Source organism: Labrys monachus (genome assembly GCF_030814655.1).
Taxonomy (GTDB): domain Bacteria; phylum Pseudomonadota; class Alphaproteobacteria; order Rhizobiales; family Labraceae; genus Labrys; species Labrys monacha.
In genome coordinates this window covers 352,689-376,880 of sequence record NZ_JAUSVK010000001.1, presented here as the reverse complement: position 1 = coordinate 376,880, position 24,192 = coordinate 352,689, and the positions used below count along the sequence as shown (strand labels likewise).

Genomic DNA, 24,192 nt, shown 5'->3' with positions numbered 1-24,192 from the left:
ACTTCGACGCTCTCGCGGCCACCCTCCTCCAGGGGAGGGTGGCCGCACCCTGACGACCATCCCGACGCGGCCGCAGAGCCGCAGCGCCATCACCGATCCAAGGAGGACACCATGCCGTTCGACATCACCCGCCGCCATCTCCTTCAGGCCTCCGCCGCCGGCCTCGCGCTGGCGGCGCTGCCGCGCCTCGCTTTCGCCGACGAGGCCCTGCCCGAGGCCGCGAAGGCCTTCGGCGCGACGATCGCGGCCAAGGGCAAGGCCGGCTCGCCGCTGCGCCTCGCCGTGCTCTCCTTCCAGGGCTCGTCCTTCTGGGAGGCGGCGGACAAGGGCATCGCCGCCGCCAAGGACTATCTGGCGCCGCTGAACGCGACCGTCGACTATATCCAGCTCGGCACCGGCCTCACCGCCGAGGCGGTGGTCGCCGGCCTCGACGGCGCGCTGAGCAAGCAATATGACGGCATCGCCGTCTGCCCGATCTTCGACGGCACGGTCGCCAAGGTGAACGAGGCGGTGGCCGCCGGCGTGCCGGTGATCAGCTTCATCGCCGATTCCGCCCAGAAATCGAACCGCACGGTGGGCATGGGCATGCTCGCCTATGATGCCGGCCGCAAGGCGGGCGACTTCATCGTCAAGCAGCTCGGCGGCAAGGGCAAGATCGCCGTGATCACCGGCTATCTCGGCGCGCCCCAGCACACCGACCGCATGAACGGCGCGCTCGACATGATCAGGAAGGACCATCCCGACATCAAGATCGTCGGTCCGTTCGAATGCAAGGACGACGACGCCACCGCCTATGGCCAGGCGCAGGACGCCATGACCGCCAACCCCGACCTGCAGATCATCTATGTCACCGCCGGCGGCTCGGAGGCGGCGGCCAAGGCGGTGCGCGATACCGGCAATACCGGCAAGGTCGGTGTCGTCGGCTATGACGACCTGCCCGAGAAGCAGCAATACAAGACCGGCGGCGAGATCCTCGCCCTGATCGACCAGGCGCCGGCGCGCCAATCCTTCGACAGCCTGGCGATGCTCCACAATATCCTCGCCTTCAAGGCGGCCTATCCCAAGGACATCGCCATCGACGCGCCCATGGCCCTCGGCAAGCTGGCGAAGGGGTGAGGCAAGCGGAGCGGACGTCCGCTCCGCTCCTCCGTCCCGGCAGGCGCTGCGTTTCCAACGGCGGACAGGATGTCCGCGCTCCAGGGAGAAGGCCCCATCCCATGCTGCAGCCGCTCCTTTCGGTCCGCAACGTCTCGAAGGCCTTCGCCCGCAATCCCGTGCTGAGGGACGTCTCGCTCGACATCGCGCCGGGCGAGGTCCTGGCCCTGATCGGCGAGAACGGTGCGGGCAAGTCGACGCTCGTCAACATCGTCTCCGGCACGCTGCAGCCGGATGGCGGCACCCTGTCCTGGCAGGGACAGCCTGTGGTCCTGCGCAACACCCAGGCGGCGCTGGAACGCGGCATCGTCCATATCCGCCAGGAACTGTCGATCATCCGCGCCCTCAGCGTGATGGAGAACCTCTTCCTCGGCGACTATCTCGCCGGCCGGCTCGGCTGGATCGACAAGCGGGCGATGGCGACGCGGGCCCGCGCCCTGCTGGACCGGGTCGGCGCCCGCGACGTCGATCCGCGCCGGCGCGCCGGTACGCTGCGGGTCGCCGAGCAGCAGATGGTCGAGATCGCCAAGGCGCTCGCCCGCAATGTCCGGCTCCTCATCCTCGACGAGCCCACGGCATCGCTGACGCCGCACGAGGCCGAGGCGCTCTTTGCCGTCATCCGCGACCTCAAGGCCCAGGGCGTCGCCGTCGTCTTCATCAGCCACCGCCTCGAGGAGGTCTTCGGCATCTGCGACCGCATCGCCGTGCTCCGCGACGGCAGCCCGGTCGCCGACTATGCCGTCGCCGCCACCGACCGCGAGCGGGTCATCCGCGACATGACCGGACGCGCCTTCGGCATCGCCGCCCTCGACCGCCACGAGGCCGACCGCTCCGCGCCGCCGCTGCTCGCCGTCCGCGGGCTGGCCGACGGGGCGCGCATCGGCCCGCTGAGCTTCGAGCTGCGCGCCGGGCAGATCCTCGGCGTCTTCGGCCTCGTCGGCGCCGGGCGCACCGAACTGATCGAGCTCGTCGCCGGCGCCCGCCGCGCCGTGGCAGGCGAGGCGCGCTGCCTCGGCCGCGACGGCCTGCCGGCAAGCCCCGCGCAGGCCTGGGCCCGGGGCATCGCCCATCTGCCGGAAGGGCGAAAGACACAGGGCATCTTCCCCTCCCGCTCGGCGCTGGAAAACATCTCGCTCGCCGCCCGCCAGCGGGCGCCCCTCGTCGTCGCCGCCCGCGGCGAGCGGGCCAGGGGCGCCGGCCTGAAGGATGATCTCGGCATCGTCGCCGCCACCCTCGACCTGCCGATCCGCCTTCTCAGCGGCGGCAACCAGCAGAAGGCGCTCTTCGCGCGCTGCCTCGCGGCGGGGCCGAAGATCCTGCTCCTCGACGAGCCGACCCATGGCGTCGACCTCCGCACCAAGGCGGACATCTACCGCATCATCCAGAAGCTGGCGCGCGAGGGCATGGCCGTGATCTTCACCTCCTCCGAACTGCCGGAGATCCGGGCCCTCGCCACCGACATCATGGTACTGGCGCGCGGCCGCGCGACCTATCTCCAGCCCAATTGCGGCGAGGCGGAGGACGTGATCCTCGCTCATGCCTTCGCCGAGGACCAGCCTGACGCCTGACGCCGAAAAGCACGGCATATTCGTCCGACATTTGCGCGAGTAGGACGAAGTGATGATTGACTCATCATACCAGTACAGCTAGATTTTCCCGACTTTATCGGAGGAATATGAATGACGAGCATCGCGCTCTTCGGGGCGGGCGGAAAGATGGGCTACCGTCTCGCCAGCAATCTGAGAGGGTCTCGCTTTGAGGTCCGCCACGTTGAAGTCAGCCCCGCCGGTCAGGAGCGCCTGAAAAAGGGTCTCGGATTCGATTGCGTGACGCCCGATGCGGCGCTGGAAGGCGCCGACGTCGTCGTCCTGGCGGTGCCCGACACGCTGATCGGCCGGGTCGCCGCCGGCATCAACGAGACATTGAAGCCGGGCACCATGGTCGTGGCGCTGGATGCCGCCGCCCCCTTCGCCGGCCACCTGCCGGAGCGCAGCGACCTCACCTATTTCGTCACCCATCCCTGCCACCCGCCGATCTTCAACGACGAGACCGAGCTGGCGGCGCGGAACGACCATTTCGGCGGCGTCGCCGCCAAGCAGCACATCGTCAGCGCCCTGATGCAGGGGCCGGAAAGCGATTATGCGCTCGGCGAGGAGATCGCCAAGGTGATCTGGGCGCCGGTGATGCGCTCGCACCGCGTCACCGTCGAGCAGATGGCCCTGCTGGAGCCGGGCCTCTCGGAAACCGTCTGCGCCACGCTTCTCGACGTGATGCGCGAGGCGATGGACGAGGTCGTCGCCCGCGGCGTGCCCAAGGAGGCGGCGCGCGACTTCCTGCTCGGCCATATGAACGTGCTCGGCGCCGTCATCTTCGGCGAGGTCGACGGGGTGTTCTCCGATGCCTGCAACAAGGCCATCACCTTCGGCAAGCCTGTCCTGATGCGCCACGACTGGAAGCGGGTGTTCGAGCCGCAGGAAATCGCCGACAGCATCCGCCGCATCACCTGACGCGGCGGCCTCGACAAGAATCCAACCGGGAGGAACCACATGACACTGAAGAACATCCTGTTGAGCGCCGCCTTCGCCGGCACGCTCGTGCTCGGCGCCGCCGCCGGCGCCATGGCGGCCGACCTGATCGCCATCATCACCCCCTCGCACGACAACCCCTTCTTCAAGGCCGAGGCGGACGGCGCCGACGCCAAGGCGAAGGCGCTCGGCTACGACACGCTGGTGCTCGTGCATGACGACGACGCCAACAAGCAGTCGCAGCTGATCGATACCGCCATCGCGCGCGGCGCCAAGGCGATCATCCTCGACAATGCCGGCGCCGACGCCTCGGTCGCCGCGGTCAAGAAGGCCAAGGATGCCGGCATCCCCTCCTTCCTGATCGACCGCGAGATCAACGCCACCGGCGTCGCCGTGGCGCAGATCGTGTCGAACAACTACCAGGGCGCCCAGCTCGGCGGGCAGCAATTCGTCAAGCTGATGGGCGAGAAGGGCAATTATGTCGAACTCCTCGGCAAGGAATCCGACACCAATGCCGGCATCCGCTCCAAGGGCTATCACGACGTCATCGACGACTATCCGGACCTGAAGCTCGTCGCCAAGCAATCGGCCAATTGGAGCCAGCCGGAAGCCTACAGCAAGATGGAAACCATCCTGCAGGCCAATCCCGGCATCAAGGGCGTGATCTCGGGCAACGACACCATGGCGATGGGCGCCATCGCGGCGCTGCAGGCCGCCGGCCGCAAGGACGTCATCGTCGTCGGCTTCGACGGCTCCAACGACGTGCGCGATTCCATCAAGCAGGGCGGCATCAAGGCCACCGTGCTGCAGCCGGCCTACCGCCAGGCGCAGATGGCCGTCGAGCAGGCCGACGCCTATATCAAGACCAAGACGGCGCCCCCCCAGGAGAAGCAGCTGATGGACTGCATCCTGATCACGCCCGACAACGCCTCCAAGCTCGAGACCTTCTCGCTGTCGCAGTGAGGGGCGTGAGGCGGCACCGCATTCCCCAGTCGACGTGGCGCTGCCCCTCTCCTCTATCCTCTCCCCGCAAGCGGGGAGAGGGGACATCGGCGTCGCGATGAAATATCGACGCGGGCATCTCGCAGCCCGCTTTTTCGGGGCTCGACGTCTGCCGTTTCCTTCTCCCCGCTTGCGGGGAGAAGGGTAGGATGAGGGGCTCCGCGCCCTTCGCCCATCGTGGCGCGGCTCCTTCAATCCGCGGCCGCACCAGAACTTCCAATGAGAAAGGCCGGGCGGATGCTCATGCGCAACCTCATGCTGACATGTGCCGTCCTGGCCGCCGTCGGGCTCTCGTCCTGCCGGTTCGTCCCGACCGCCGAGGTCGAGGCGGCCCGCAAGGGCGGCGGCTCGGCGCAGGGCGAGGCGGCCTTCAACCCGGACAAGATGGTCGACGACATGTGGGACGCCAAGGTCGTCCCCTATCTCACCGCCAAGGCGGGTCCCTTCGCCGCGGTGCGCGACCTCGCCCGCAGCAGCCCGGACGAGGCCGGCCGCAAATACGGCTTCCGCCCTGCCGAGGGCAGCGCGCCCTGGACCCTGGTGGTCAAGGCCGAGGGCCGCATCGTCGAGGCCAACACCGAATCCAGGGCCGCCACCATCGGCGTCGACATCGACGGCGACGGCAAGAGCGACCTCACGGTCCAGATCGGCCCCGCTTTGCGCGGCACGGCCTTGCGCGACAGCCTCGACTTCGTCTCCTTCAATGCCTTCACCAACCAGATCGACTACGCCCAGTTCGGCAAGGCCTTCAACCAGCGCGTCAACCGCACCCTCCTCCAGGCCCTGCCCCGCGACAAGCTCGTGGGACGCGACGTCACCGTGCTCGGCGCCTATCCTCTCGACAGCGCCGGCCAGGCGCCGCTGGTGACGCCGGCGCAGATCACGGTGGGACCGTCCCGATGAGCGCGCCGGACAACGACGTCGTCCTTCGCCTCGAAGGCGTCTCCAAGATCTATTCCGGCACGATCGCCGTGAAGCATGCCGATTTCGACGTGCGGCGCGGGGCGGTCAACGTGCTCGTCGGCGAGAACGGCGCCGGCAAGTCGACGCTGATGAAGATCATCGCCGGCGTCACCGAGCCGACGAGCGGGCGCATCCTGCTCGACGGCAAGGAAGTCTCCTTCCCGACGCCCGCCGACGCCGTCGCGCACGGCATCGGCATGGTGTTCCAGGAGCTCAACCTGTTCGGCAACCTCTCCGTCGCCGAGAACATCTTCGCGGCCCGCGAGATCGTACGCCTGCCGCTGGGCATCGACCACCGCGAGCAGGAGCGCCGCGCCACCGGATTCCTGCAGCGGCTCGAGACCGGCATCGACGCCCGCACGCCGGTCGAGGACCTGCGCATCGGCCAGCAGCAGCTGGTGGAGATCGCCAAGGCGGTGGCCCAGGACGCCCGCATCCTGATCATGGACGAGCCGACCTCGGCGCTCAGCGCCGCCGAGGTCGAGATCCTGTTCCGCGTCATCGCCGACCTCAAGGCCCGCGGCGTCGCCATCGTCTACATCTCGCACCGCCTGGAGGAGCTGATCCGCATCGGCGACTACATCACCGTGCTGCGTGACGGCCAAATCACCGGCCATGAGCGCATGGCCAATGTCGACGTGCCCTGGATCGTGCGCCAGATGATCGGCTCGGACGCCAAGGACTTCGCCAAGACCGAGGACCATCCGCTCGGCGCCGAGGTCTTCCGCGCCGAGGACATCTGCCTGCCGCGCATCACCGGCGGCTATGCGGTCGACCATGTCTCGCTGTCGGTGCAGCAGGGCGAGATCGTCGGCATCTACGGCCTGATGGGCGCCGGGCGCAGCGAATTGTTCGACTGCATCATGGGCCGCCACGCCCATTCCACCGGCCGCATCTTCATCGACGGCAAGCCGGTCGCGGAGCGGGACGTCACAGGGCGCATCCGCCGCGGCCTCGCCCTCATTCCCGAGGACCGCCAGCGCGAGGGGCTCGTCTCCAGCCTCTCGGTCGCCGCCAATCTGACGATGGCGAGCCTCGGCAAATTCCTGGCCGGCTTCCATATCCGCGGCGGCCTGGAGCGCAAGGCGGTGCAGGAGGCCGTCCGCGACCTCTCCATCAAGGTCGCCGATCCCGCGCTGGAGGTCACCTCGCTCTCCGGCGGCAACCAGCAGAAGGTCGTCATCGGCAAGGCGCTGATGACCGGCCCCAAGGTGCTGCTGATGGACGAGCCGAGCCGCGGCATCGACGTCGGCGCCAAGGCGGACGTGTTCCGCACCATGCGCCGCCTCGCCGCCCGCGGGCTCGGCATCCTCTTCGTGACCTCGGACCTCGACGAGGTGATGGCGCTGTCGGACCGCATCGCCGTGATGAGCAACGGCAGGCTGACCGCCCTGTTCGACCGCGAGGATGCGACGCCGGCGCTGGTCGTCGCCGCCTCGGCCCAGGGCCACGGCCCCGCACGACCGCCGGCCGGGCCGGCACTCTCTCCGACCAACGCCGAAGGAACGCACGCATGACCGCCGCGCAGGACATCTCGAGCCGGCGGGCCGCCGGCAGCGGCTCCCTCGCCCTCAATCTGATGAAGCTGCGCACCTTCATCGCGCTCTTCGCCGTGCTGATCTTCTTCGCCATCGCGGCGCCGAACTTCCTCAGCACCGCCAATCTGATCCTGATGTCGAAGCATGTGGCGCTCAACGCCTTCCTCGCCATGGGCATGACCTTCGTCATCGTCACCGGCGGCATCGACCTGTCCGTCGGCTCGATCGTCGGCCTGTGCGGCATGGTCGCCGGCGGGCTGATCCTCAACGGGCTGGACCTGCGCATCGGCTACACCGTCTTCTTCAACGTCTACGAGATCATCCTGATCACGCTCGTCGTCGGCATCGGGGTCGGTGCGATCAACGGGCTGCTGATCACCCGGCTCAACGTCGCCCCCTTCATCGCCACGCTCGGCACGCTCTATGTGGCGCGCGGCCTCGCTTTGCTGTCCTCGGACGGCGGCACCTTCCCCAACCTCGTCGGCAACCCGCAATTCGGCACGACGGGCTATGCGGTGCTCGGCTCCGGCCGGCTGCTCGGCCTGCCCGTATCGATCTGGGTCCTGGCCGTGCTCGCCCTCGCCGCCGCCTATCTCGCCCGCTGCACGCCGCTCGGCCGGCACATCTTCGCCGTCGGCGGCAATGAGCGGGCGGCCGGACTGTCCGGCATCCGCGTCTCCCGGGTGAAGATGTTCGTCTACATGTTCTCCGGCTTCTGCGCCGCCATCGTCGGCCTCGTGATCTCCTCCGAACTGATGGCGTCCCATCCGGCGACCGGCGAGAGCTTCGAGCTCAACGCCATCGCGGCGGCCGTCCTCGGCGGCACCTCGATGTCGGGCGGGCGCGGCACCATCGGCGGCACCATCATCGGGTCCTTCGTCATCGGCATCCTCTCGGACGGCCTGGTGATGATGGGCGTCAGCGAATTCTGGCAGATGGTGATCAAGGGATTGGTGATCATCGTGGCGGTGGTCGTCGACCAGGCGCAGAGGCGGCTCCAGCAGCGGGTTGCCCTGCTCCAGATGGCGAAGGCGGCCTGATCATGGCGGATCTGCGCGGTGCCCTCATCGGCTGCGGCTTCTTCGCCGTCAACCAGCTCCATGCCTGGCGGGACCTGCCGGGCGCCTCGATCGTCGCCCTCTGCGACCGCGACCCGGCCCGCCTCGCCCTTGTCGGCGACCAGTTCGGCATTGCGAGCCGCTACGCGGACGCGGCCGAGATGCTGGCCGGCGAAAAGCTCGACTTCGTCGACATCGCCACGACGGTGCCGAGCCACCGCCCCCTGGTCGAACTCGTCGCCCGCCACCGCCTGCCGGTGATCTGCCAGAAGCCTTTCGCCCTGTCGATCGCCGATGCCCGCGCCATGGTCGCCGCCTGCGCGGAGGCCGGCGTGCCGCTGATGGTGCACGAGAATTTCCGCTGGCAGAGCCCGATCCAGGCGGTGAAGGCCGAGATCGACGGCGGCGCCATCGGCAAGCCCTTCTGGGCGCGCGTCTCCTATCGCTCGGGCTACGACATCTTCAGCGGCCAGCCCTATCTGGCCACCGGCGAGCGCTTCATCATCGAGGATCTCGGCATCCACACGCTCGATATCGCCCGCTTCCTGTTCGGCGAGGTCCGCAGCCTCACGGCGCGCACCACCCGCGTCAACCCGGCGATCAAGGGCGAAGACGTCGCCACCATGCTGCTCGACCATGCCGGCGGCCTCACCTCGATCGTCGATTGCAGCTACGCGACCCGTCTCCCGGTCGAACCCTTCCCGGAGACGCTGATCGAGATCGACGGGGCGGAGGGCACCCTGCGCCTCGGCCAGAGCTACCGCATGGTCGTCAACGGCAGGGACGGCCTGCGCGAGCGCGACCTGTCGCCGCCGCTCCTGCCCTGGGCGACCCGCCCCTGGCACAACGTCCAGGAGAGCGTCCTCGCCATCCAGCGCCACTGGATCGAGTGCCTGCGGGGCGGCGCCGAGCCGGCCACCTCCGGACGCGACAATGTCGCCACCTTCGCCTTGGTGGACGCCGCCTATGAAAGCGCCCGCACCGGCAGGACCGTCGACATGAGCACGATCTGAACCCCGGGCGCGGGCGAGACGCCATGGGCGGTAACACAAGAGAACGACCCGCCTTCTCCCGAGCCGGGAGAAGGTCCCGGCAGGGGATGAGGGTCTAGACTTCGACGCAGATAGCTCAATAGTCTCGCTTGAATTGTAGAAGTTTAGTCCCTCATCCGGCGCTTCGCGCCACCTTCTCCCCCATGGGAGAAGGAAAATCGCGCTATATTCCGCAAAGTTAGCGCTCATAGGCGTCCCAGGGAAGAACCGCCCGACCTGTTGCCGGGAGACGGGGCCCCCCGGCCCCGAGACCCGCTTACGCCCCGGCCCCCATTTGGTGGACATAGAGCGCGGCCGAACGGTCGAGATGCTTGATCATCGCCTGCTCGGCGCCGACCGGGTCATGCGCGGCGATGCAGGCGAGGATCTCCTCGTGCTCGGCCAGCGTGAACTTCTCCTTGCCGGTCCAGATCAGCATGTCCGTGTGATATTCCTTGAGCCAGCTCAGCATCGCCTCGCTCACCGCCTCGAACAGGGGATTGCCGCTGGTCGCCGCGATCAGCACGTGGAACTGCATGTCGGCGGCGATGAACGCTTCGGCATTGCCGAGGTTGGCGCGCTGGCGTTCCAGCGTCTCCCTCAGGCCGACGATCGTCTCCTCCGTCGCCTTCGCCGCGGCCTCCCGCACCATGCCGCGCTCGAAGAAGCGGCGGGCCTCCTTGAGGTGCTCCAGCGAGCCGGGCGAGGTCGAGAGCATGACATGGGCGGCATCGTCGACCTGCTGGAAGATCGACTTGGCCGTCGGCTGGCGCACCCGGGCGCGCTCGCCATGCGAGATCGTCAGCAGGCCCATGTTGGACAATTGCTGCATCGCCTCGCGGATCGCCGGACGGCCGACGCCGAACCGCTCCATCAGGTCCCGTTCCGACGGCATGGCGTCGCCCGGATGCAGCTCGCCCGAGGTGATCAACGCCTTCAGGCGGTCGAACACCTCGTCCGAAAGCTTGCGGCGGACAATGGGATCGGTGGCAGGAGGCATGGTCGGAAGATCCAACGACGTATGATCGGTTGCCGGGATGTCGGCAGCCCTTCCAGAAGGGAGACCGCGCCGCGCGGAGACAGGGAAGGATCGCATTCCACCCGCGACGCGGGCAAGCTGAATTCTCGTTGATCGAGGTTGACGGATGATATACTCATCATACCTGATTTCGCGCAATTGCCAATTCCCTGCGACGGTTGAAATCGCGTCGGAAAGCGGCCTCATTTCCTGATTGCCATGTCCAGCTCCACCATCAAAGTCACCTATCGCATCGAGACGGCTGATGATGTCGAGGCGCTCGCCGCCAAGATCGCGAGCGACCAGTCCACCGGCACCTTCGTCGCCGTCCCCGGCGAGACGCCCGAGCTGAAGGCGCGGGTGGCGGCCAGGGTCACCGCCATCCGTCCGCTGGAGCCGACGGAAACGCCGTCCTTTCCTCAGCCCGGGGCGGAGGGCCGCGTCTACAGGCGGGCGGACGCCGACATCGAATTCCCTTTCGAAGCCGTCGGCACCGATCTCGCCGCGCTGATGACGATCGCCATCGGCGGGGTCTATGCCATCAAGGGCTTCAGCGGCATCCGCGTCGTCGACATGAAGCTGCCCCCCGAATTCGCCGGCGCCTATCCGGGGCCGCAATTCGGCGTGGCCGGCACCCGGGCGCTCACCGGCGTCCAGGGCCGCCCGGTGATCGGCTCGATCGTCAAGCCGGCGCTCGGCCTGCGCCCGCACGAGACGGCGGAGCTGGTGCGCGAGCTCGTCGAGGCCGACGTCGATTTCGTCAAGGACGACGAGAAGCTGGCGAGCCCGGCCTATTCGAGCCTGGAGGATCGCGTCAAGGCGATCATGCCGATCATCCTCGACCGCGAGCAGAAGGCCGGCCGGAAGGTGATGTATGCCTTCGGCATCTCGCACGCCGACCCGGAGCAGATGCTGCGCAACCACGACATCGTCGCCGAGGCGGGCGGCAATGCCGCCGTGATCAACATCAACTCGATCGGCTTCGGCGGGCTGTCCTTCCTGCGCAAGCGCTCGCAACTCGCCTTGCATGCCCATCGCAACGGCTGGGACATCCTCACCCGCCATCCCGGCCTCGGCATGGAATTCGGGGTCTACCAGCAATTCTGGCGCCTGCTCGGCATCGACCAGTTCCAGATCAACGGCATCCGCGTGAAATATTGGGAGCCGGACGATTCCTTCGTCCGCTCCTTCGAGGCGCTGACGACGCCGCTGTTCTCGCCGCAGGACTGCCCGATGCCGGTGGTCTGCTCGGGCCAGTGGGGCGGCCAGGCGCCGGAGACCTATGCGCGCACCGGCCGGACGCTCGACCTCCTCTATCTGTGCGGCGGCGGCATCGTCAGCCATCCCGGCGGCGCCGCGGCCGGCGTGCGCGCCGTCCGCCAGGCCTGGGAAGCGACGGTCGAGGGCGTGCCGCTGGAGACCTATGCGCGCGAACATCCCGAGCTCGCGCAATCCCTCGCCAAATTCGGGGGCGACGCCAAGGATGCATAGGGTAGTCCAAGCTGCCTTCTCCCGTCCGGGAGAAGGTCCCGGCAGGGGGATGAGGGCCTGAACGTGAACGAGATGAGCGTGACGGCTGCGTTCAATCACCGGGCGTCAGACCCTCATCCGGCGCTGCGCGCCACCTTCTCCCGAATGGGAGAAGGAGAGGCGCGCTATTTTTTGAGATCCCCGCAATGACCGACCTTCTCCTCTCCTATTACGGCGACGACCTCACCGGCTCCACCGACGTGATGGAGGCGCTCGCCTCGCGCGGCGTGCCCACGGTGCTGTTCATGCAGGCGCCGACCGCCGCCCAGCGCGCCCGCTTCGCCGACTGCCGCGCCATCGGCCTCGCCGGATCGAGCCGCAGCCAGACACCGGCCTGGATGGACTTCCACCTGACCCCGTCGCTCGGCTGGCTCAAGGGGCTCGGCGCGCCCGTCTGCCATTACAAGGTCTGCTCGACCTTCGATTCCAGTCCCGGCATCGGCAGCATCGGGCGGGCGATCGACATCGGCGCGGCCGTGTTCGGCCAGTCGCACATCCCGCTCGTCGTCGGCGCGCCGCAGCTCAAGCGCTATACCGCCTTCGGCAACCTCTTCGCCGCCTATCGCGACGCGGTCCACCGCATCGACCGCCACCCGGTGATGAGCCGCCACCCGGTCACGCCCATGCACGAGGCCGATTTGCGCCTGCATCTGGCCGGGCAGACCGAGAAGCGCACGAGCCTCGTCGACCTCGCGACCCTGCTGCGGCCGGACGTCGACGAGAAGGTCGATGCCGTCCTGGACGAGGACGCCGCGATCGTGCTGTTCGACGTCGCCGATCCCGCGACCCAGGCCAGCGCCGGCCGCCAGCTCTGGCGCCTGCGCGACCGGACCGGGCCCTTCGTCGTCGGCTCGTCAGGCATCGAATACGCCTTGCTGGCGGAATGGGCCCGGATCGGGCTCATCCCCGGCGAGGCCCGCTTTTCGCTTCCCGGCCGCGCGGACCGCATCGCCGTGGTGTCGGGCAGCTGCTCGCCGACGACCGAGCGCCAGATCCGCCATGCGACCGCCCACGGCTTCGATGGCATCGCCCTCGACCCGCGCGACCTCCTGCGCGACGAGGAAGCGGCGGTCGCCGGCGCCCTCACGCTCGGCCTGCGGAGCCTCGCCGCCGGCCGCAGCGTCATCCTCTACACGGCGCTCGGCCCGGCCACCGACATCGGCAGCGAGTTCGACGGCCGGGAAGGCGCGCGCCATGCGATCGGCAGCGCCCTCGGCCGCATCCAGAAAGGCCTGATCGAGCAGGCGGCCCTCCGCCGCGCCGTCATCGCCGGCGGCGACACGTCGAGCCACGCCTTGGCCGAACTCGGCGTCTTCGCCCTGACGACGCGCCTGCCCTTACCGGCGACGCCGGGCTCGCCGCTCTGCACGGCACACAGCGACGATCCCGCCTTCGACGGGCTGGAAATCGCCCTCAAGGGCGGCCAGGTCGGCGGCGACGACTATTTCGGCCAGATCCGCGACGGCGTCCTGTAGCGTCCTTCCTGGGACCGCAGGCTGGAAGCCCATATGCGCTAACATAACGGAAATACCCGCCTTCTCCCGGTTCGGGACTTCGCATTTCCTTTGGAAATGCTTGGGGTCCCGGCAGGGGGATGAGGGTCTGAACGTCAACGCAGATAGCTCAATAGTCGCGCTGGAATTGCACAAGTCCAGACCCTCATCCGGCGCTTCGCGCCACCCCCAGCATTTCCGCAGGAAATGCGAAGTCCCGCATGGGAGAAGGAAAATCGCGCTATTGTCGGCAAAGTTAGCGCATATGGGCTTCCAGCCTGCGGTCCCGGGGCTATTTCGCGGCGATCCGGCGGCGGCGGACGGCGGTGCCGCCGGCCAGCGCCAGCACCGCGATGATGACCACGCCCTGCACCATGTCCTGCGTGCCGGGCGGCAGGCCGGCGATCTGCATCGTGGTGACGATGAGCACGAGGAGGAGGCTGCCGAACAGCGTGCCCCAGGCCGTGGCGGCGCCGCCGAAGATCAGGGTGCCGCCCAGCACCACGGCGCCGATCGACTGCAGGCGGTAGGGCTGGCCCATCTCCAGGAAGGCGCCGCCGACATAGGCGCCGAGCACGAGGCCGGTGAGCGAGGACAGCACGGAGGAGAGGAGGAAGGCGCCCGACACCACCCGCCCGGTGCGCACGCCGGCGAGCCGCGCCGCGCGCATGTTCTGGCCTACCGCCGACAATTGGCGGCCATAGGCGGAGCCACCGAACAGGAAGGCGGCGGCGACGACCGCCGCGAGCGCGATGATCACCATGATGGGCATGTCCGCCACCCTCCCCGTCGCCACCGTCCGCAAGGCGGGCGCGATCGCGAAGCCGGGGATGATGCCATTGGCGAGCAGGGTCGCCGTCGCCAGGACATAGCCCGTCGCCAGGGTCGCGATGATGGCGGGAATGCGGGCCAGCACCACCAGCGCGGCGTTGACGGCGCCGACGGCGAGGCCGAGCGCCAGGGCGGCGAGAACGCCGAGCGGCAGCCGGCTGTCGGCCCCGCCGATGACGATCAGGCCGATATAGGCGCTCAGCGTCATCACGCTGGCGATCGACAGGTCGATATTGCCGCGCCCCGTCGTGACCACGGCGGTCTGACCGAGGGCGACGAGGACGAGGAAGGAGGAGGACACCGCCACGCCGGAGAGGCTCGAAAGGCTGAAGCGGTTCGTCATCAGCGACAGCAGGAGCCACAGGATCAGCACGCCGGCGGCCGACCAGATCCAGCGATGGCGCTGCAGCCAGTCGACCAGCGCGGCCATATCGGGCTTGTTCATTCCTCGTCCCTCCCGCCGGCGACCGCGGCGCGCAAGGCGAGGATCGCCAGGAGCAGCACGCCCTGCACCGCCGCCGTGAAATCGGACGGCACGTTCATCATGCCGAGCAGCGCGCCGATCAGCGCCAGGGTCACCGAGCCGGCGATCACCCCCATCGACGAGATCGACCCGCCGATCAGGCTGCAGCCGCCGATCACCACCGCCGCCACGCTCAGCAGCGTGTAGGTGCCGCCGGAATTATAGTCGCTCGCCGTGTTGATCGCCGTGAGCGACAGGCCGGCGGCGATGGCGAACAGGCCGGCGATGAAATAGCGCAGCGCGCCGTAGCGGGCCGCCGGCCAGCCGCAGCGCGCCATCGCCAGCGGATTGTTGCCGAAGGCGCGCAAAGCGACGCCCAACGGCGTCCTGTCGACCACCAGCGCGCAGAGCCCCGCGACGAGGAGGATCACCAGCGAGGTCGGCACGCCGGGGATGGACCAGCCGACAAGCGCCGAGAGCCAGTCCGGGCTGGCGCCGCCGGGTGTCGGCTGCATCGTGTAGGCGACGCCCATCCAGATGAAGGAGGCACCGAGCGTCACCACGATCGCGGGGATGCGCCGCATCTGGATGAGCAGGCCGAGCACGGGATAGGCGAGCGCCGCGCCGGCGAGCGCCAGTACGCCATAGGCGGGATCGTCGAACAGCACGGTGGCGCTGATCACGTTGACCAGGCCGGCGAAGGCGCCGATGCCGAGATCGATCTCGCTGCCGCCGACGATGAACATCTGGCCGAGGGCGACGAGCACGAGCGGCACCGCGGGAGACAAGAGGAGATCGAGGCCGAAGACGCTGGCGGTGGCGGGATTGGCGAGGATCATCGCCGCGAAGACGAGCGCGAGCGTGGCGAAGGGCGCCAGCTCGACCAGCCGTCCGGCCCAGGACGCGCCGGCATCGCGGCTGCCGGCCCTCGGCCTGCCGCCGGGCGTGCCCGCCTCCAGGGCGGTGAAAGAGGCGTCGACGATCGCCTTCTCGCTGATGGCCCCGCGTTCCAGCTCGCTGACGATCCGCCCCTGCGCGAAGACGAGCACGCGGTCGCATTGCAGGAATTCGAGGTCCTCGGTCGAATACCAGACGACGAGGCGGCCATTGTCGGCCATCGCGCGGGCGAGCGCATAGAAATCCTGCTTGGCGGCGACGTCGACGCCGCGCGTCGGGTCGTCGAGCAGCACGATCGGCGCGTCGGTGACCAGGGCCCGCGCCACCAGCGCCTTCTGCTGGTTGCCGCCGCTGAGATCGAGGATGCCGGAGCGCAGCCGTCCCGCGTCGAGCTGCAGCCGGTCGGTCACCGGCTGCATCGCTGCGCGCTCGGCCGCATCCGAGATCCATGCGAGCGGCGCCCGCCCGACGATGCGGCCGAGGCCGATATTGGCGAGCACCGTCCACAGCGGGAACACCCCCTCCTTCTGCCGGTCGCCCGAGACGAAGGAGGCCTTGCCCCGGCATTCGAGGGTGGCGGCATCGCCGCGGCCGGGGGCGAACAGGCGGTGGAGCAATTCCTTCTGCCCGCTGCCTTCGAGCCCGGCGAGGCCGACGATCTGGCCGCGCCGCAGCTCGACCTCGTGGCCGAGCAGCGCGGCGACCTCACCCTTCACGCGTACCATGACTTCGCCGTCCGCCCCGGCCCGCGCGCCGGCGCTTTCGGCCTCCGCCGCGACGCCGCCCATCAGGGTGACGAGGTCGTGCACGGCGACGCCGCTCGCCTCGCCATGCCACACCATCCGGCCGTTGCGCAGCACCGCCACCACGCTGGCGACGTCGATGATCTCGAAGAGCTTGTGGCTGATGAAGATGAAGGACAGGCCCGCCGCCGCCTTCTCATGGACATAGGCCCGCAACTGCCGGCTGCGTTCGAGGCCGAGGGAGGATGTCGGCTCGTCGAGGATGACGAGGCGGACGCCGGGCGTGGCCACCGCCCGGGCGATCTCGACCATCTGACGCTCGCCGATCGGCAGGGCCTCGACACGCCGATGCACATTGATGCCGTTGTCCGGGAACACGGCGTCGAGCGCCGCCCGCGCGCGGCGGCGATAGACCTCGCGCCAGCCCGGCCGGTAGCGCGCCGCCTCCGGCGCCTCGAGGAAGAAATTCTCGGCGACGGTGAGGTTGGAGCACAGCGACAGCTCCTGGTGGACGATGCGGATGCCGGCATCCTGCGCCGCCCTTGCGTCGAAGCCGTCGAACGGCACCGGCCGCCCGTCCACGTTCAGCGTGCCGCTGTCCGGACGGAACACGCCGCACAGGATGCGCATCAGCGTGCTCTTGCCGGCGCCGTTGCCGCCGACGAGCCCGAGCACGTCGCCCCGCGCGATATGCAGCGAGACATCGGCATTGGCGACAGTCGGGCCGAAGGCCTTGGTGATGCCGCCGAGCGCGATCACGCCCTCGCCGGCCCTCGGCGCGAAGGAGGGCTTCGGATCGGCGGCGGGGAGCGGGGAGGCGGTCATCATGATCCGATCGGCAGCGAGTTCGACGGCCGCCGCCCGGCGCGAGCCGGGGCAGCGGCCGGCAGGCTGGAGGTCCTACTTCTTGTTCAGGAGGTTCTTGTCGACCCAGTCGGCGCTATAGGCCGGGCTGACGATCATGCCGGACGGCAGGTCGGCATAATCCTTCAGATTGTCCTGGGTCACCGTCGCCACCGGCATGATCATCAGCTTGGGCGGCTCGGCACCCTTGACCAAAGCGAGGCTGAGATAGAAGGCGGCCCCGCCGATGCCCGGCGTGGTGTTCATCGAGATGGTGGTGTAGCCGCTGGCGCTCTTGCCGGCCCACCATTTGATGAAGTCGGTGCTGCCGCCGCCTTCGATGATCGGCGGCTTGTCCTTGTACGGGCCGCCGAACTGGTCGAAGGCCTGGGCGATGCCGAAATCGTCGCTGCCGCCCTGCGCGATCACCGCATCGACATGCGGCAGGCTGGGCAGGACATTGGCGATCGCCGCCTGGGCGACCGAGGCGGTGGCCTGGCCGTAGACGGTGGCGACGACCTTGATGCCCGGATTCTTCTTCAGCACCTCGGTCTGCGCGTTGAACATGTCGTTGTCCGGCGCCGAGCCCTTGACGCCGCGGACCTGGATGATGTTGCCCTTGCCGCCGAGCTTGCCGAACACCCATTCGGCCTCGGCCTTCTTGTAGCCCTTGAAGTCGAAATTGAGCTGGTAGTTGCAGGGCGCGGAAGCGACGGAATCGAAGGAGACCACCTTGATGCCGGCCTTGCAGGCCTTGGCGATGATGCCGTTCACCGCCGTCTCGGAGGCCGCATCGACGGCAATGGCGTCGACGCCCTTGAGGATGAGCTCGGCGAGCTGGCTGTTCTGCTGGGCCACGCTGCCGTCGCCGTTGAGGATGATGTAGTCGGCGATCGTACCGTCCGCCTTCGCCTGCTTGGCGGCGGTCTCGAAGGCCGTCACCATCTGGTGGCGCCAGGTATTGCCATAATAGGCGTTCGAGAGCGCAATCACCGGCTTGTCCTTCGAAGCGAAGGCCGGTCCGGACGCTGCGGCCGCAAGCGCCAGCGCGGCGACGCCGGCGGCCAGAAGCCTGGAACGAGATTTCATGCTGTTTCCTCCCTTTTTCGACAGGCAGGCGATCCATACCCATCATTTCGGGTATGGATGTCACAGTCATCGACGGAATGCAAGTTATCTCATCATACCAGTTTGGGCCGTTTTTGCCGCCTGACGGGCCGAGGTCCCGGGGCTGCGAATTCGGCACAATTTTCAACAGGCATCGTGCCCGTCATCCCCGGCGAGCGAAGCGAGGAAGGGGATCCGTGACGCAGGGGTGGCGTCCTGGCTCATGGATTTCCTGGCCCATGGCTTCCCTCGCCGCTGCGCGGCTCGCCGAGAATGACGAAGCGAGGAGTATGCGATGAGCGGACCCGGCGGATGCGGGGCCCTGTACCCGGCCGGCGGGTCGCGGAGGGCTCACCCCCGCCTGGCCCGCATTGTGCCGGCCGCAGCCTATTTCACGATGGCCTCGCCGCTGGCGACCTTCGAGGTGCCCGGCGCGTCGGGGCCCTTCCGCGGCTTGTCGGGAAGCGCCGCGATGGCGGGAGCGGGAGCGGGCGTCCCGAATTTCGAATCGACGAAGACGAGCGCGTCCTCGATGGTGCGCCGCCACAGCGACCAGACATGGTCGCCGTCGGTGACGCGGAACTCCACCTTCTGGCGGTCTGCCATCAGCGTCTCGTAGAGCGCGAAGGAACCGCGCCACAGATTGTGGCTGTCACTGTCGCCGACGGTGAGGTAGATGGCCGGCAATTCGGCGCCCGCCTTCAGTTGCCGCGCCAGCAGGGTGAAGACGTTGGCGGCATTGAAGCGCCTCGCGTCGAAGGGGGTGCCGAAGGCCCCGCCGAAATGCGCCCCGTCCGGCGGCAGGTCGACGCCGCCGATGACCGTCTCGGGATCGACCCGCTGGAAATAGGGGCTGGCGGCGCCGGTCCAGGATGCCCCGCCGGCCGCGAGGTCGACGGGCACGTTCTGCCAGATCGCGCCGGAGAGGCTGGCGACGGCGACATAGCGGTCCGGCCGCTTCAGGGCGAAGCGCAGGGCGCCGAAGCCGCCCATCGATATGCCGGCAATGGCCCGGCTGCGGCGCTCGCAATGGGGCGCGAACCGCTTCTCGATCGCCTTGGGCAGATCGTTCAGGATCGCGGTCTCATAATTGCCCGGTCCCTTCACATCGGCCGAATCGACATACCAGCTGTTGCCGGCATCCGGCATGACGACCACCATCGGGTGGATGCGGCCGCCCTTGATCAGCCGGTCGAGCGTGCCCTGGATGCCGCCGAGGTCCGACCAGTCGCGGTTGCTGCCGTCGAGCCCGTGCAGGAGATAGAGCACCGGCCAGCCGGCCTTCGGCGCCGGATCGGCCGGGCGGTAGACCGACACCGTGAGGGCATGTCCCAGCGCCTGGCTGGGGACGGACATCTCCTCGAGCGTGCTCGCCGGCGCGCAGGCCGTCCCGGCCAGGAACGCGGCCATGGCCAGGAAACCGCCAAGGAAGCGCCACCGCAGCGACAAGTTCATGGAGACCGGCCAGTTCATGGAGCGTCCGCGGATTCAAGATGAATGGGTGGCCCCACTACTGCGGAAAGGATGTGGCCCCTTTAGGACAAAAAGCATCTTTTCCGCATGAAGCCCCCCGCGGGAGCCGATTTGTTCCCTTGTGTTGCCCGACCGTCACACAGTGGATCGGGACATGCCCAAAATGTGAACGGATACGGACTGAATTCGGGCCATTTCCGGATGCCCTCTGCCGCTCAGAAGGTGCGGCGGAGGCGGAGGCCGGCGCCGACCGCGTGGGCATTCGGGCTCGTGCCTTCCGGATCCTTGTTCTGGTACCAGGCTTCGGCGCCGACGATGAAGCCCTTGACCATGGTGTAGTTCACCTGGCCGCCGATGACGTAATAGTTGAAATTGTCGCTGATCTTGGTGGCGATCGACGGCGCATCATAGTTCAGGTAGCCGCCGAAGAGCACCGCCTGCAGGGCCGGGGTGATGTTCAGGCCCGCTTCGCCCTGGACCGACCAGCCCTTGGAGAGGGCGAGGTCATGCGGCGCGATCGGATTGCCATAGGCGTCGGCGCTGCCGGCGTTGAGATACTTCATGGCGCCGTCGGCATAGCTCGCTTCCACCGCGACATAGGCGCCGGACAGGATCGGGAAGTTCAAATTGCCGCCGATGCCGACCGCATAGCCATATTTGCTGTCATAGCCGACGGTCGACGGGTTGCTCTCATGCGAGGCGGCCATGATCTGGACGCGGCCCCAGTTCTTGTTGTCGTCGTAACCGATGACGCCGACGACATCGGGAACCGAAGAGCCGCCGTAAACCAGCGTGTCGCTGACGGCGTTGACGGTCGCGGTGCCGAAGGTGCTCGTCGAGCGGTTGGCGACGGGATCTTCGACCGACAGGGCGCCCCAGAACTTGCCGAACTGGGCCGTGTAGCTCAGCAATTGACGCCGGTCATGCTCGCCGAAATAGGGCGCGAAGAATACGGCCTGATAGTACTGCTCATAGAAGGAATAAGGCGACCAGGCATAGCCGGCCGTCAGGCCGCCGAACTGGATATAGGCGCGGCGGATATTGAGGAAATTCGTGCCGGTCACCCCATTCTGGGTCGTGCCCAGGGCGTTGTTGTCGGCCTCGATCTCCAGGAAGGAGCGCAGGATGCCGTAATCGGTCTGGGTCCGGGCATCGAAGCGGATCCGCGCCTGCGAGCGGAACGTCGTGACGTTGCTCTTCCGGGTCGACGGCTCGGTGTAGAAATAGTCGGCGCGGATCTGGCCCGAGATCTGCAGGCAGGTGTCGGTGCCGGGAATGTAGAAGAAGCCCGGGCCGAAGGCCGAGCATATTTTCACATATTCCACCGCCTCGGCCTTGGCGGCCGGCAGATCGGCAGCCGACGCCGCGCCGAGAAAAGCCGAGCCCGCGGCAAGGCCCAGGAGAATGGATCTGATCGTCACGAATGCCCCCAATTGCACCGGTCACGCGATAGCGAGCCCGCAAACCGGCCGCTCGCATCGCACGCGCCTGCCCGCCGATGAGGCCGCTGCGGCAGCCTGTCCTCGTGGCGGAATCACGATGTAGTATGTCTATTTATTCTATAGAGTATTAGACAAGGAAAAGACGCATTGGCGTCACGCATGCGTCATGTTTGCGCCGCCCTGTGACAAATATGACACGGTCCGCGGCCTCTGCCGGCACCGGCGGATCAAGGGCGTCCGCGCATCGCCCTGCATTTTGCTGGCTCAGGTCCACGGCGAAGGGGCGTGCGCAAGCGCCATCTTCCGCTCCTCCCGCAGCGAATCGAGATCCCGGCCCACGGTCGCCACGGCGAGATCCCGGCCCTCCCGGCGATAGCGGATGAGGGCGTGCCGCTTCGACAAATCGCCTTCGACCACCAGTTCGTCCCAGCGCTCGGCGTGGCCGACATAGCGGATGGCGAGATCGAAATGCTTGGTCCAGAAGAACGGCACCATGGCGAAGGGCCGGTCCGCCCCCAGCATGTTGGCCGCCGCAGCCTGCCCCTGGCGCTCCGCCACCACCCAGTGCTCCACGCGGATGGCCTCGCCGCTGTGTGGATCCGGCCAGCGGCAGATGTCGCCGGCGGCATAGATGCCGGGCGCGCTCGTGCGCAGATGCGCATCGACGAGGACGCCCTCGTCGACCGCCAGGCCGGCGCTCTCGGCCAGTTCAATCCGGGGTTCGACGCCGATGCCGATCACGACGAGATCGGCAGGCAGGGTGGTGCCGTCGTCCAGGGTGATGGCGTCGCCCGCGATCGCCGTAGCCTTGCGACCGAGATGCAGCGTGACGCCGTTGCGCCGATAGGTGTCGACGACGAGATCCGACAGGGCGCGCCCGAAGATCTTCTCCATCGGATGCGAATCGGGCGCGACGAGATCGATGGCGAGGCCGCGGCTCCGGAGCGAGGCCGCCGCCTCCATGCCGATGAAGCTGCCGCCCAGCACCACGACATGGCGGGCGGTTCTCGCATCCGCGAGGATGCGCCGGCAATCGGCGAGCGAGCGAAGCAGATGCACATGCGGCAATCCCTCGCCGGGCAGGCCCGGCCTGCGCGGCTCGGCGCCCGTCGCCAGCAGGAGCCTCGCATAGGCCTCGCTTCGGCCGTCTTCGAGCCGCACCAGCCGGCCGGGCACGTCGATCGACTCGACCCGCACGTTGGGCTCGAAGGCGATGCCGAGGGCCTCGACGCCGTGACGGGCGATGGGCAGCCGGTCGTCGCCGAAACTGCCGTCGAGATAATCCTTGGTCAGCAGGGTCCGGTCATAGGGCTCGTCGGCGTCCGAGGAGAACATCGCGATGCGGCCGCGCCAGCCGTTCCGGCGCAGTGCATCCGCGGCCGCGAAGCCGGCGGCGCCGCCGCCGATGATCGCCATCGGCCCATCGGGACGTGAAGCGGAGGGCAAGGCCGGCGCGGCCGGCTCGTTCGAGGCTCCGGTTGGCGCGGTCACCACGATCACGCCCCGGCTCTCGGCGACCGGATAGCGCCTGAGGGCGTCGAAGGCGGGCGCCGCCACCGCGGCGCCGGTCCTCAGGTCGAAGCAGGCATGATGCCAGGGACAGGCGACGACGCCGTCTTCGAGCAGGCCTTCGTCCAGCGGTCCGCCGAGATGCGGGCAGGCCGCGGCATAGGCCGCGACATCGCGGCCCCGGCGCCAGACGATGACCTTCTCCTCGCCGACGCGCCCCGTCAGCAGGCCGCCCTCCGCCAGGCGGGCCGACGGCACGCCCCGGGTCAGGTCCGGAAGATCGGTATCGGGTTCGTCTTGCACGGCCGTTCTCCTCCGCCGTGGCGAAACGCCCGAAGGCGGCGGAAGTTCAGGCCGGCTTCTCCGCACCCGCAGAGGCCGAGGGCCGGCGCAGGCCCGACGCGCCGGCGACCTTCATCACCATCCTGCGCCCGGGCGCGGTGTCGACCTTCACGTAACCGGCGAGCATCGCGTCGACCTGCGCATCGCCGGTATCGACGAAGAAGCCGTCCGGGCCGAGCAGGGCCAACTTGGCCGGCGGGGCGAGGATCGAGATGCGTTCGCGCGGAACCAGGCGCAGCACATCCGCGCTGATCTGCTGGTTGCCGCGCCCGAAAAGGCAGCCCGTGCCGCCGATCACCCCGACATGGATGCGCGCCGGCCGCCCGGCCATGGCAGTGAGGATCCGCGCTTCGCCGACATCGCGGCCGACGAGTTCGCCATCGGCCATGAGGTCGACCCCGAGCAGCGTACCCTCCTGGCCGGCCTCGGCGAGGAGGCGCTGCATGGTCGAGCCGGGGCCGACGATATGGAGCAGGCCGGGCTCGAGCTGCCGGGCGGCAGCGCGGCAGAGGGCGGCGAGGTCGCCCTCTTCGTCGGTCCCGGCCGAGGCCTTCGCCGCCTGGACCGCCCGATCGCGCGGCACGAGCCCATAGCCGTGCAGGCGGGTGGCCGGCCGGCCCCGGCGCAGGCTCTCCTCATCGATATCGAGGATCTCGCGCTCCGCCAGGGGAGCGCCGGGGCGAAAGGCGGCAGCCAATAGCCCGGCATGGACCGGCGACAGGGCGAACACGCCCGAATACATCTTCACCCCGGCTGGAATGCCGAGCATGGCGGCCTGGCGTCCGACGGCGGCATGAACGTCGCGCGCCGTGCCGTCGCCGCCGGCGAACAGCACGAGGTCGACGCCCTCGCGCAGGAAGGCGCGCGCGGCCTCGACCGTATCCTCGGCGGTGGTGACGTCCCCGGCCGGACGATGGACGCTGCGGGCGGCGATGCCCGCCAGCCGGCAGGCCTGCTCGCCCATGGCCCCGGCCGCCGTGAGGATGGTGGCGCCGGCCGCGGCCAGGCCGCGCAAAGCGAGCCCGGCACGCACCTCCGCCAAAGGCCGCGCGCCCCGCGCCAGAGCGGCTGCGACGATCCCGGCGCCGTCGGACCCCTTCAGGCCGACGCGTCCGCCGAGCCCCGCCAGCGGATTGATCAGGAAGCCGATGCGGAGCGCCCGCTCCTCTCCTTCCCGCATCATGACCTCTCCCGCTTGCAGCCCGGCTCGTTCGGTATGGTAACTTTTG

Annotated in this window: 18 protein-coding genes; 10 read left to right on the top strand and 8 right to left on the bottom strand. The window is 68.6% G+C overall.

Annotated features, from left to right (window positions below):
* The first annotated feature begins 111 nt into the window (after positions 1-111).
* The 8 genes from J3R73_RS01710 (at position 112) to J3R73_RS01675 (ending at position 9,254) form a co-directional block, all read left to right on the top strand.
* Positions 112-1,116 carry a sugar ABC transporter substrate-binding protein gene (locus J3R73_RS01710; protein WP_307421787.1) on the top strand — a complete coding sequence of 335 codons (1,005 nt, stop codon included), beginning with the start codon at positions 112-114 and terminating at the stop codon, positions 1,114-1,116.
* Positions 1,117-1,217: 101 nt separating this feature from the next.
* Complete coding sequence (locus J3R73_RS01705; protein WP_307421783.1) at positions 1,218-2,723, top strand: sugar ABC transporter ATP-binding protein; 1,506 nt, start codon at positions 1,218-1,220, stop codon at positions 2,721-2,723.
* Between the two features lie 111 nt (positions 2,724-2,834).
* Complete coding sequence (locus tag J3R73_RS01700) at positions 2,835-3,662, top strand: phosphogluconate dehydrogenase C-terminal domain-containing protein (RefSeq protein WP_307421781.1); 828 nt, start codon at positions 2,835-2,837, stop codon at positions 3,660-3,662.
* A gap of 39 nt (positions 3,663-3,701) precedes the next feature.
* On the top strand, positions 3,702-4,643 hold the full coding sequence (locus J3R73_RS01695) for a D-ribose ABC transporter substrate-binding protein (protein WP_307421779.1): 942 nt from the start codon (positions 3,702-3,704) through the stop codon (positions 4,641-4,643).
* A 276-nt stretch (positions 4,644-4,919) separates the two neighbouring features.
* Positions 4,920-5,585 carry a DUF2291 family protein gene (locus J3R73_RS01690; RefSeq protein WP_370879832.1) on the top strand — a complete coding sequence of 222 codons (666 nt, stop codon included), beginning with the start codon at positions 4,920-4,922 and terminating at the stop codon, positions 5,583-5,585.
* The gene (locus J3R73_RS01685; RefSeq protein ID WP_307421774.1) at positions 5,582-7,162 is read left to right on the top strand and encodes a sugar ABC transporter ATP-binding protein; all 1,581 of its coding nucleotides are present in this window, start codon (positions 5,582-5,584) and stop codon (positions 7,160-7,162) included. The genes J3R73_RS01690 and J3R73_RS01685 overlap by 4 nt, the downstream gene beginning before the upstream one ends.
* Complete coding sequence (locus J3R73_RS01680; protein WP_307421772.1) at positions 7,159-8,223, top strand: ABC transporter permease; 1,065 nt, start codon at positions 7,159-7,161, stop codon at positions 8,221-8,223. The genes J3R73_RS01685 and J3R73_RS01680 overlap by 4 nt, the downstream gene beginning before the upstream one ends.
* 2 nt (positions 8,224-8,225) lie before the next feature.
* Positions 8,226-9,254 carry a Gfo/Idh/MocA family protein gene (locus tag J3R73_RS01675; RefSeq protein WP_307421771.1) on the top strand — a complete coding sequence of 343 codons (1,029 nt, stop codon included), beginning with the start codon at positions 8,226-8,228 and terminating at the stop codon, positions 9,252-9,254.
* Between the two features lie 295 nt (positions 9,255-9,549).
* On the opposite strand, the gene J3R73_RS01670 is transcribed toward J3R73_RS01675, so the two are convergent.
* Positions 9,550-10,272, bottom strand: coding sequence for a transcriptional regulator NanR (locus tag J3R73_RS01670; protein WP_307421769.1), 723 nt, complete (start codon positions 10,270-10,272; stop codon positions 9,550-9,552).
* Between the two features lie 237 nt (positions 10,273-10,509).
* On the opposite strand from J3R73_RS01670, the gene oiaX reads away from it, so the two are divergent.
* Both oiaX and J3R73_RS01660 read left to right on the top strand, forming a co-directional pair.
* Positions 10,510-11,781: a 3-oxo-isoapionate-4-phosphate decarboxylase OiaX gene (oiaX, locus tag J3R73_RS01665; RefSeq protein WP_307421768.1), complete on the top strand. Its 1,272-nt coding sequence runs from the start codon at positions 10,510-10,512 to the stop codon at positions 11,779-11,781.
* Between the two features lie 185 nt (positions 11,782-11,966).
* Positions 11,967-13,295 (top strand): four-carbon acid sugar kinase family protein, encoded by a 1,329-nt coding sequence (locus J3R73_RS01660; protein WP_307421766.1) that lies wholly within the window; start codon positions 11,967-11,969, stop codon positions 13,293-13,295.
* 310 nt (positions 13,296-13,605) lie between these two features.
* On the opposite strand, the gene J3R73_RS01655 is transcribed toward J3R73_RS01660, so the two are convergent.
* The 7 genes from J3R73_RS01655 to J3R73_RS01625 form a co-directional block, all read right to left on the bottom strand.
* Positions 13,606-14,589, bottom strand: a complete 984-nt coding sequence (locus tag J3R73_RS01655; RefSeq protein WP_307421764.1) for an ABC transporter permease — start codon at positions 14,587-14,589, stop codon at positions 13,606-13,608.
* Positions 14,586-17,075 carry an ATP-binding cassette domain-containing protein gene (locus J3R73_RS01650; protein WP_307421761.1) on the bottom strand — a complete coding sequence of 830 codons (2,490 nt, stop codon included), beginning with the start codon at positions 17,073-17,075 and terminating at the stop codon, positions 14,586-14,588. The genes J3R73_RS01655 and J3R73_RS01650 overlap by 4 nt, the downstream gene beginning before the upstream one ends.
* A 72-nt stretch (positions 17,076-17,147) precedes the next feature.
* Positions 17,148-18,179 (bottom strand): ABC transporter substrate-binding protein, encoded by a 1,032-nt coding sequence (locus J3R73_RS01645; RefSeq protein WP_307421759.1) that lies wholly within the window; start codon positions 18,177-18,179, stop codon positions 17,148-17,150.
* 405 nt (positions 18,180-18,584) lie between these two features.
* Positions 18,585-19,670 carry an alpha/beta hydrolase gene (locus tag J3R73_RS01640; protein WP_307421757.1) on the bottom strand — a complete coding sequence of 362 codons (1,086 nt, stop codon included), beginning with the start codon at positions 19,668-19,670 and terminating at the stop codon, positions 18,585-18,587.
* A 215-nt stretch (positions 19,671-19,885) separates the two neighbouring features.
* Positions 19,886-21,091 (bottom strand): porin, encoded by a 1,206-nt coding sequence (locus J3R73_RS01635; protein ID WP_307421755.1) that lies wholly within the window; start codon positions 21,089-21,091, stop codon positions 19,886-19,888.
* Positions 21,092-21,376: 285 nt separating this feature from the next.
* Entirely contained in the window at positions 21,377-22,924 is a 1,548-nt protein-coding gene (locus tag J3R73_RS01630) for an FAD-dependent oxidoreductase (RefSeq protein WP_307421753.1), read from the bottom strand.
* Between the two features lie 46 nt (positions 22,925-22,970).
* Positions 22,971-24,146 carry an ATP-NAD kinase family protein gene (locus J3R73_RS01625; RefSeq protein WP_307421752.1) on the bottom strand — a complete coding sequence of 392 codons (1,176 nt, stop codon included), beginning with the start codon at positions 24,144-24,146 and terminating at the stop codon, positions 22,971-22,973.
* Between the last annotated feature and the right edge of the window lie 46 nt (positions 24,147-24,192).

Bases quoted from the DNA above. Each gene is read 5' to 3' on its own strand.
- J3R73_RS01710 (WP_307421787.1), top strand. From the start codon at position 112: ATGCCGTTCGACATCACCCGCCGCCATCTCCTTCAGGCCTCCGCCGCC.
- J3R73_RS01705 (WP_307421783.1), top strand. From the start codon at position 1,218: ATGCTGCAGCCGCTCCTTTCGGTCCGCAACGTCTCGAAGGCCTTCGCC.
- J3R73_RS01700 (WP_307421781.1), top strand. From the start codon at position 2,835: ATGACGAGCATCGCGCTCTTCGGGGCGGGCGGAAAGATGGGCTACCGT.
- J3R73_RS01695 (WP_307421779.1), top strand. From the start codon at position 3,702: ATGACACTGAAGAACATCCTGTTGAGCGCCGCCTTCGCCGGCACGCTC.
- J3R73_RS01690 (WP_370879832.1), top strand. From the start codon at position 4,920: ATGCTCATGCGCAACCTCATGCTGACATGTGCCGTCCTGGCCGCCGTC.
- J3R73_RS01685 (WP_307421774.1), top strand. From the start codon at position 5,582: ATGAGCGCGCCGGACAACGACGTCGTCCTTCGCCTCGAAGGCGTCTCC.
- J3R73_RS01680 (WP_307421772.1), top strand. From the start codon at position 7,159: ATGACCGCCGCGCAGGACATCTCGAGCCGGCGGGCCGCCGGCAGCGGC.
- J3R73_RS01675 (WP_307421771.1), top strand. From the start codon at position 8,226: ATGGCGGATCTGCGCGGTGCCCTCATCGGCTGCGGCTTCTTCGCCGTC.
- J3R73_RS01670 (WP_307421769.1), bottom strand. From the start codon at position 10,272: ATGCCTCCTGCCACCGATCCCATTGTCCGCCGCAAGCTTTCGGACGAG.
- oiaX (WP_307421768.1), top strand. From the start codon at position 10,510: ATGTCCAGCTCCACCATCAAAGTCACCTATCGCATCGAGACGGCTGAT.
- J3R73_RS01660 (WP_307421766.1), top strand. From the start codon at position 11,967: ATGACCGACCTTCTCCTCTCCTATTACGGCGACGACCTCACCGGCTCC.
- J3R73_RS01655 (WP_307421764.1), bottom strand. From the start codon at position 14,589: ATGAACAAGCCCGATATGGCCGCGCTGGTCGACTGGCTGCAGCGCCAT.
- J3R73_RS01650 (WP_307421761.1), bottom strand. From the start codon at position 17,075: ATGATGACCGCCTCCCCGCTCCCCGCCGCCGATCCGAAGCCCTCCTTC.
- J3R73_RS01645 (WP_307421759.1), bottom strand. From the start codon at position 18,179: ATGAAATCTCGTTCCAGGCTTCTGGCCGCCGGCGTCGCCGCGCTGGCG.
- J3R73_RS01640 (WP_307421757.1), bottom strand. From the start codon at position 19,670: ATGAACTGGCCGGTCTCCATGAACTTGTCGCTGCGGTGGCGCTTCCTT.
- J3R73_RS01625 (WP_307421752.1), bottom strand. From the start codon at position 24,146: ATGATGCGGGAAGGAGAGGAGCGGGCGCTCCGCATCGGCTTCCTGATC.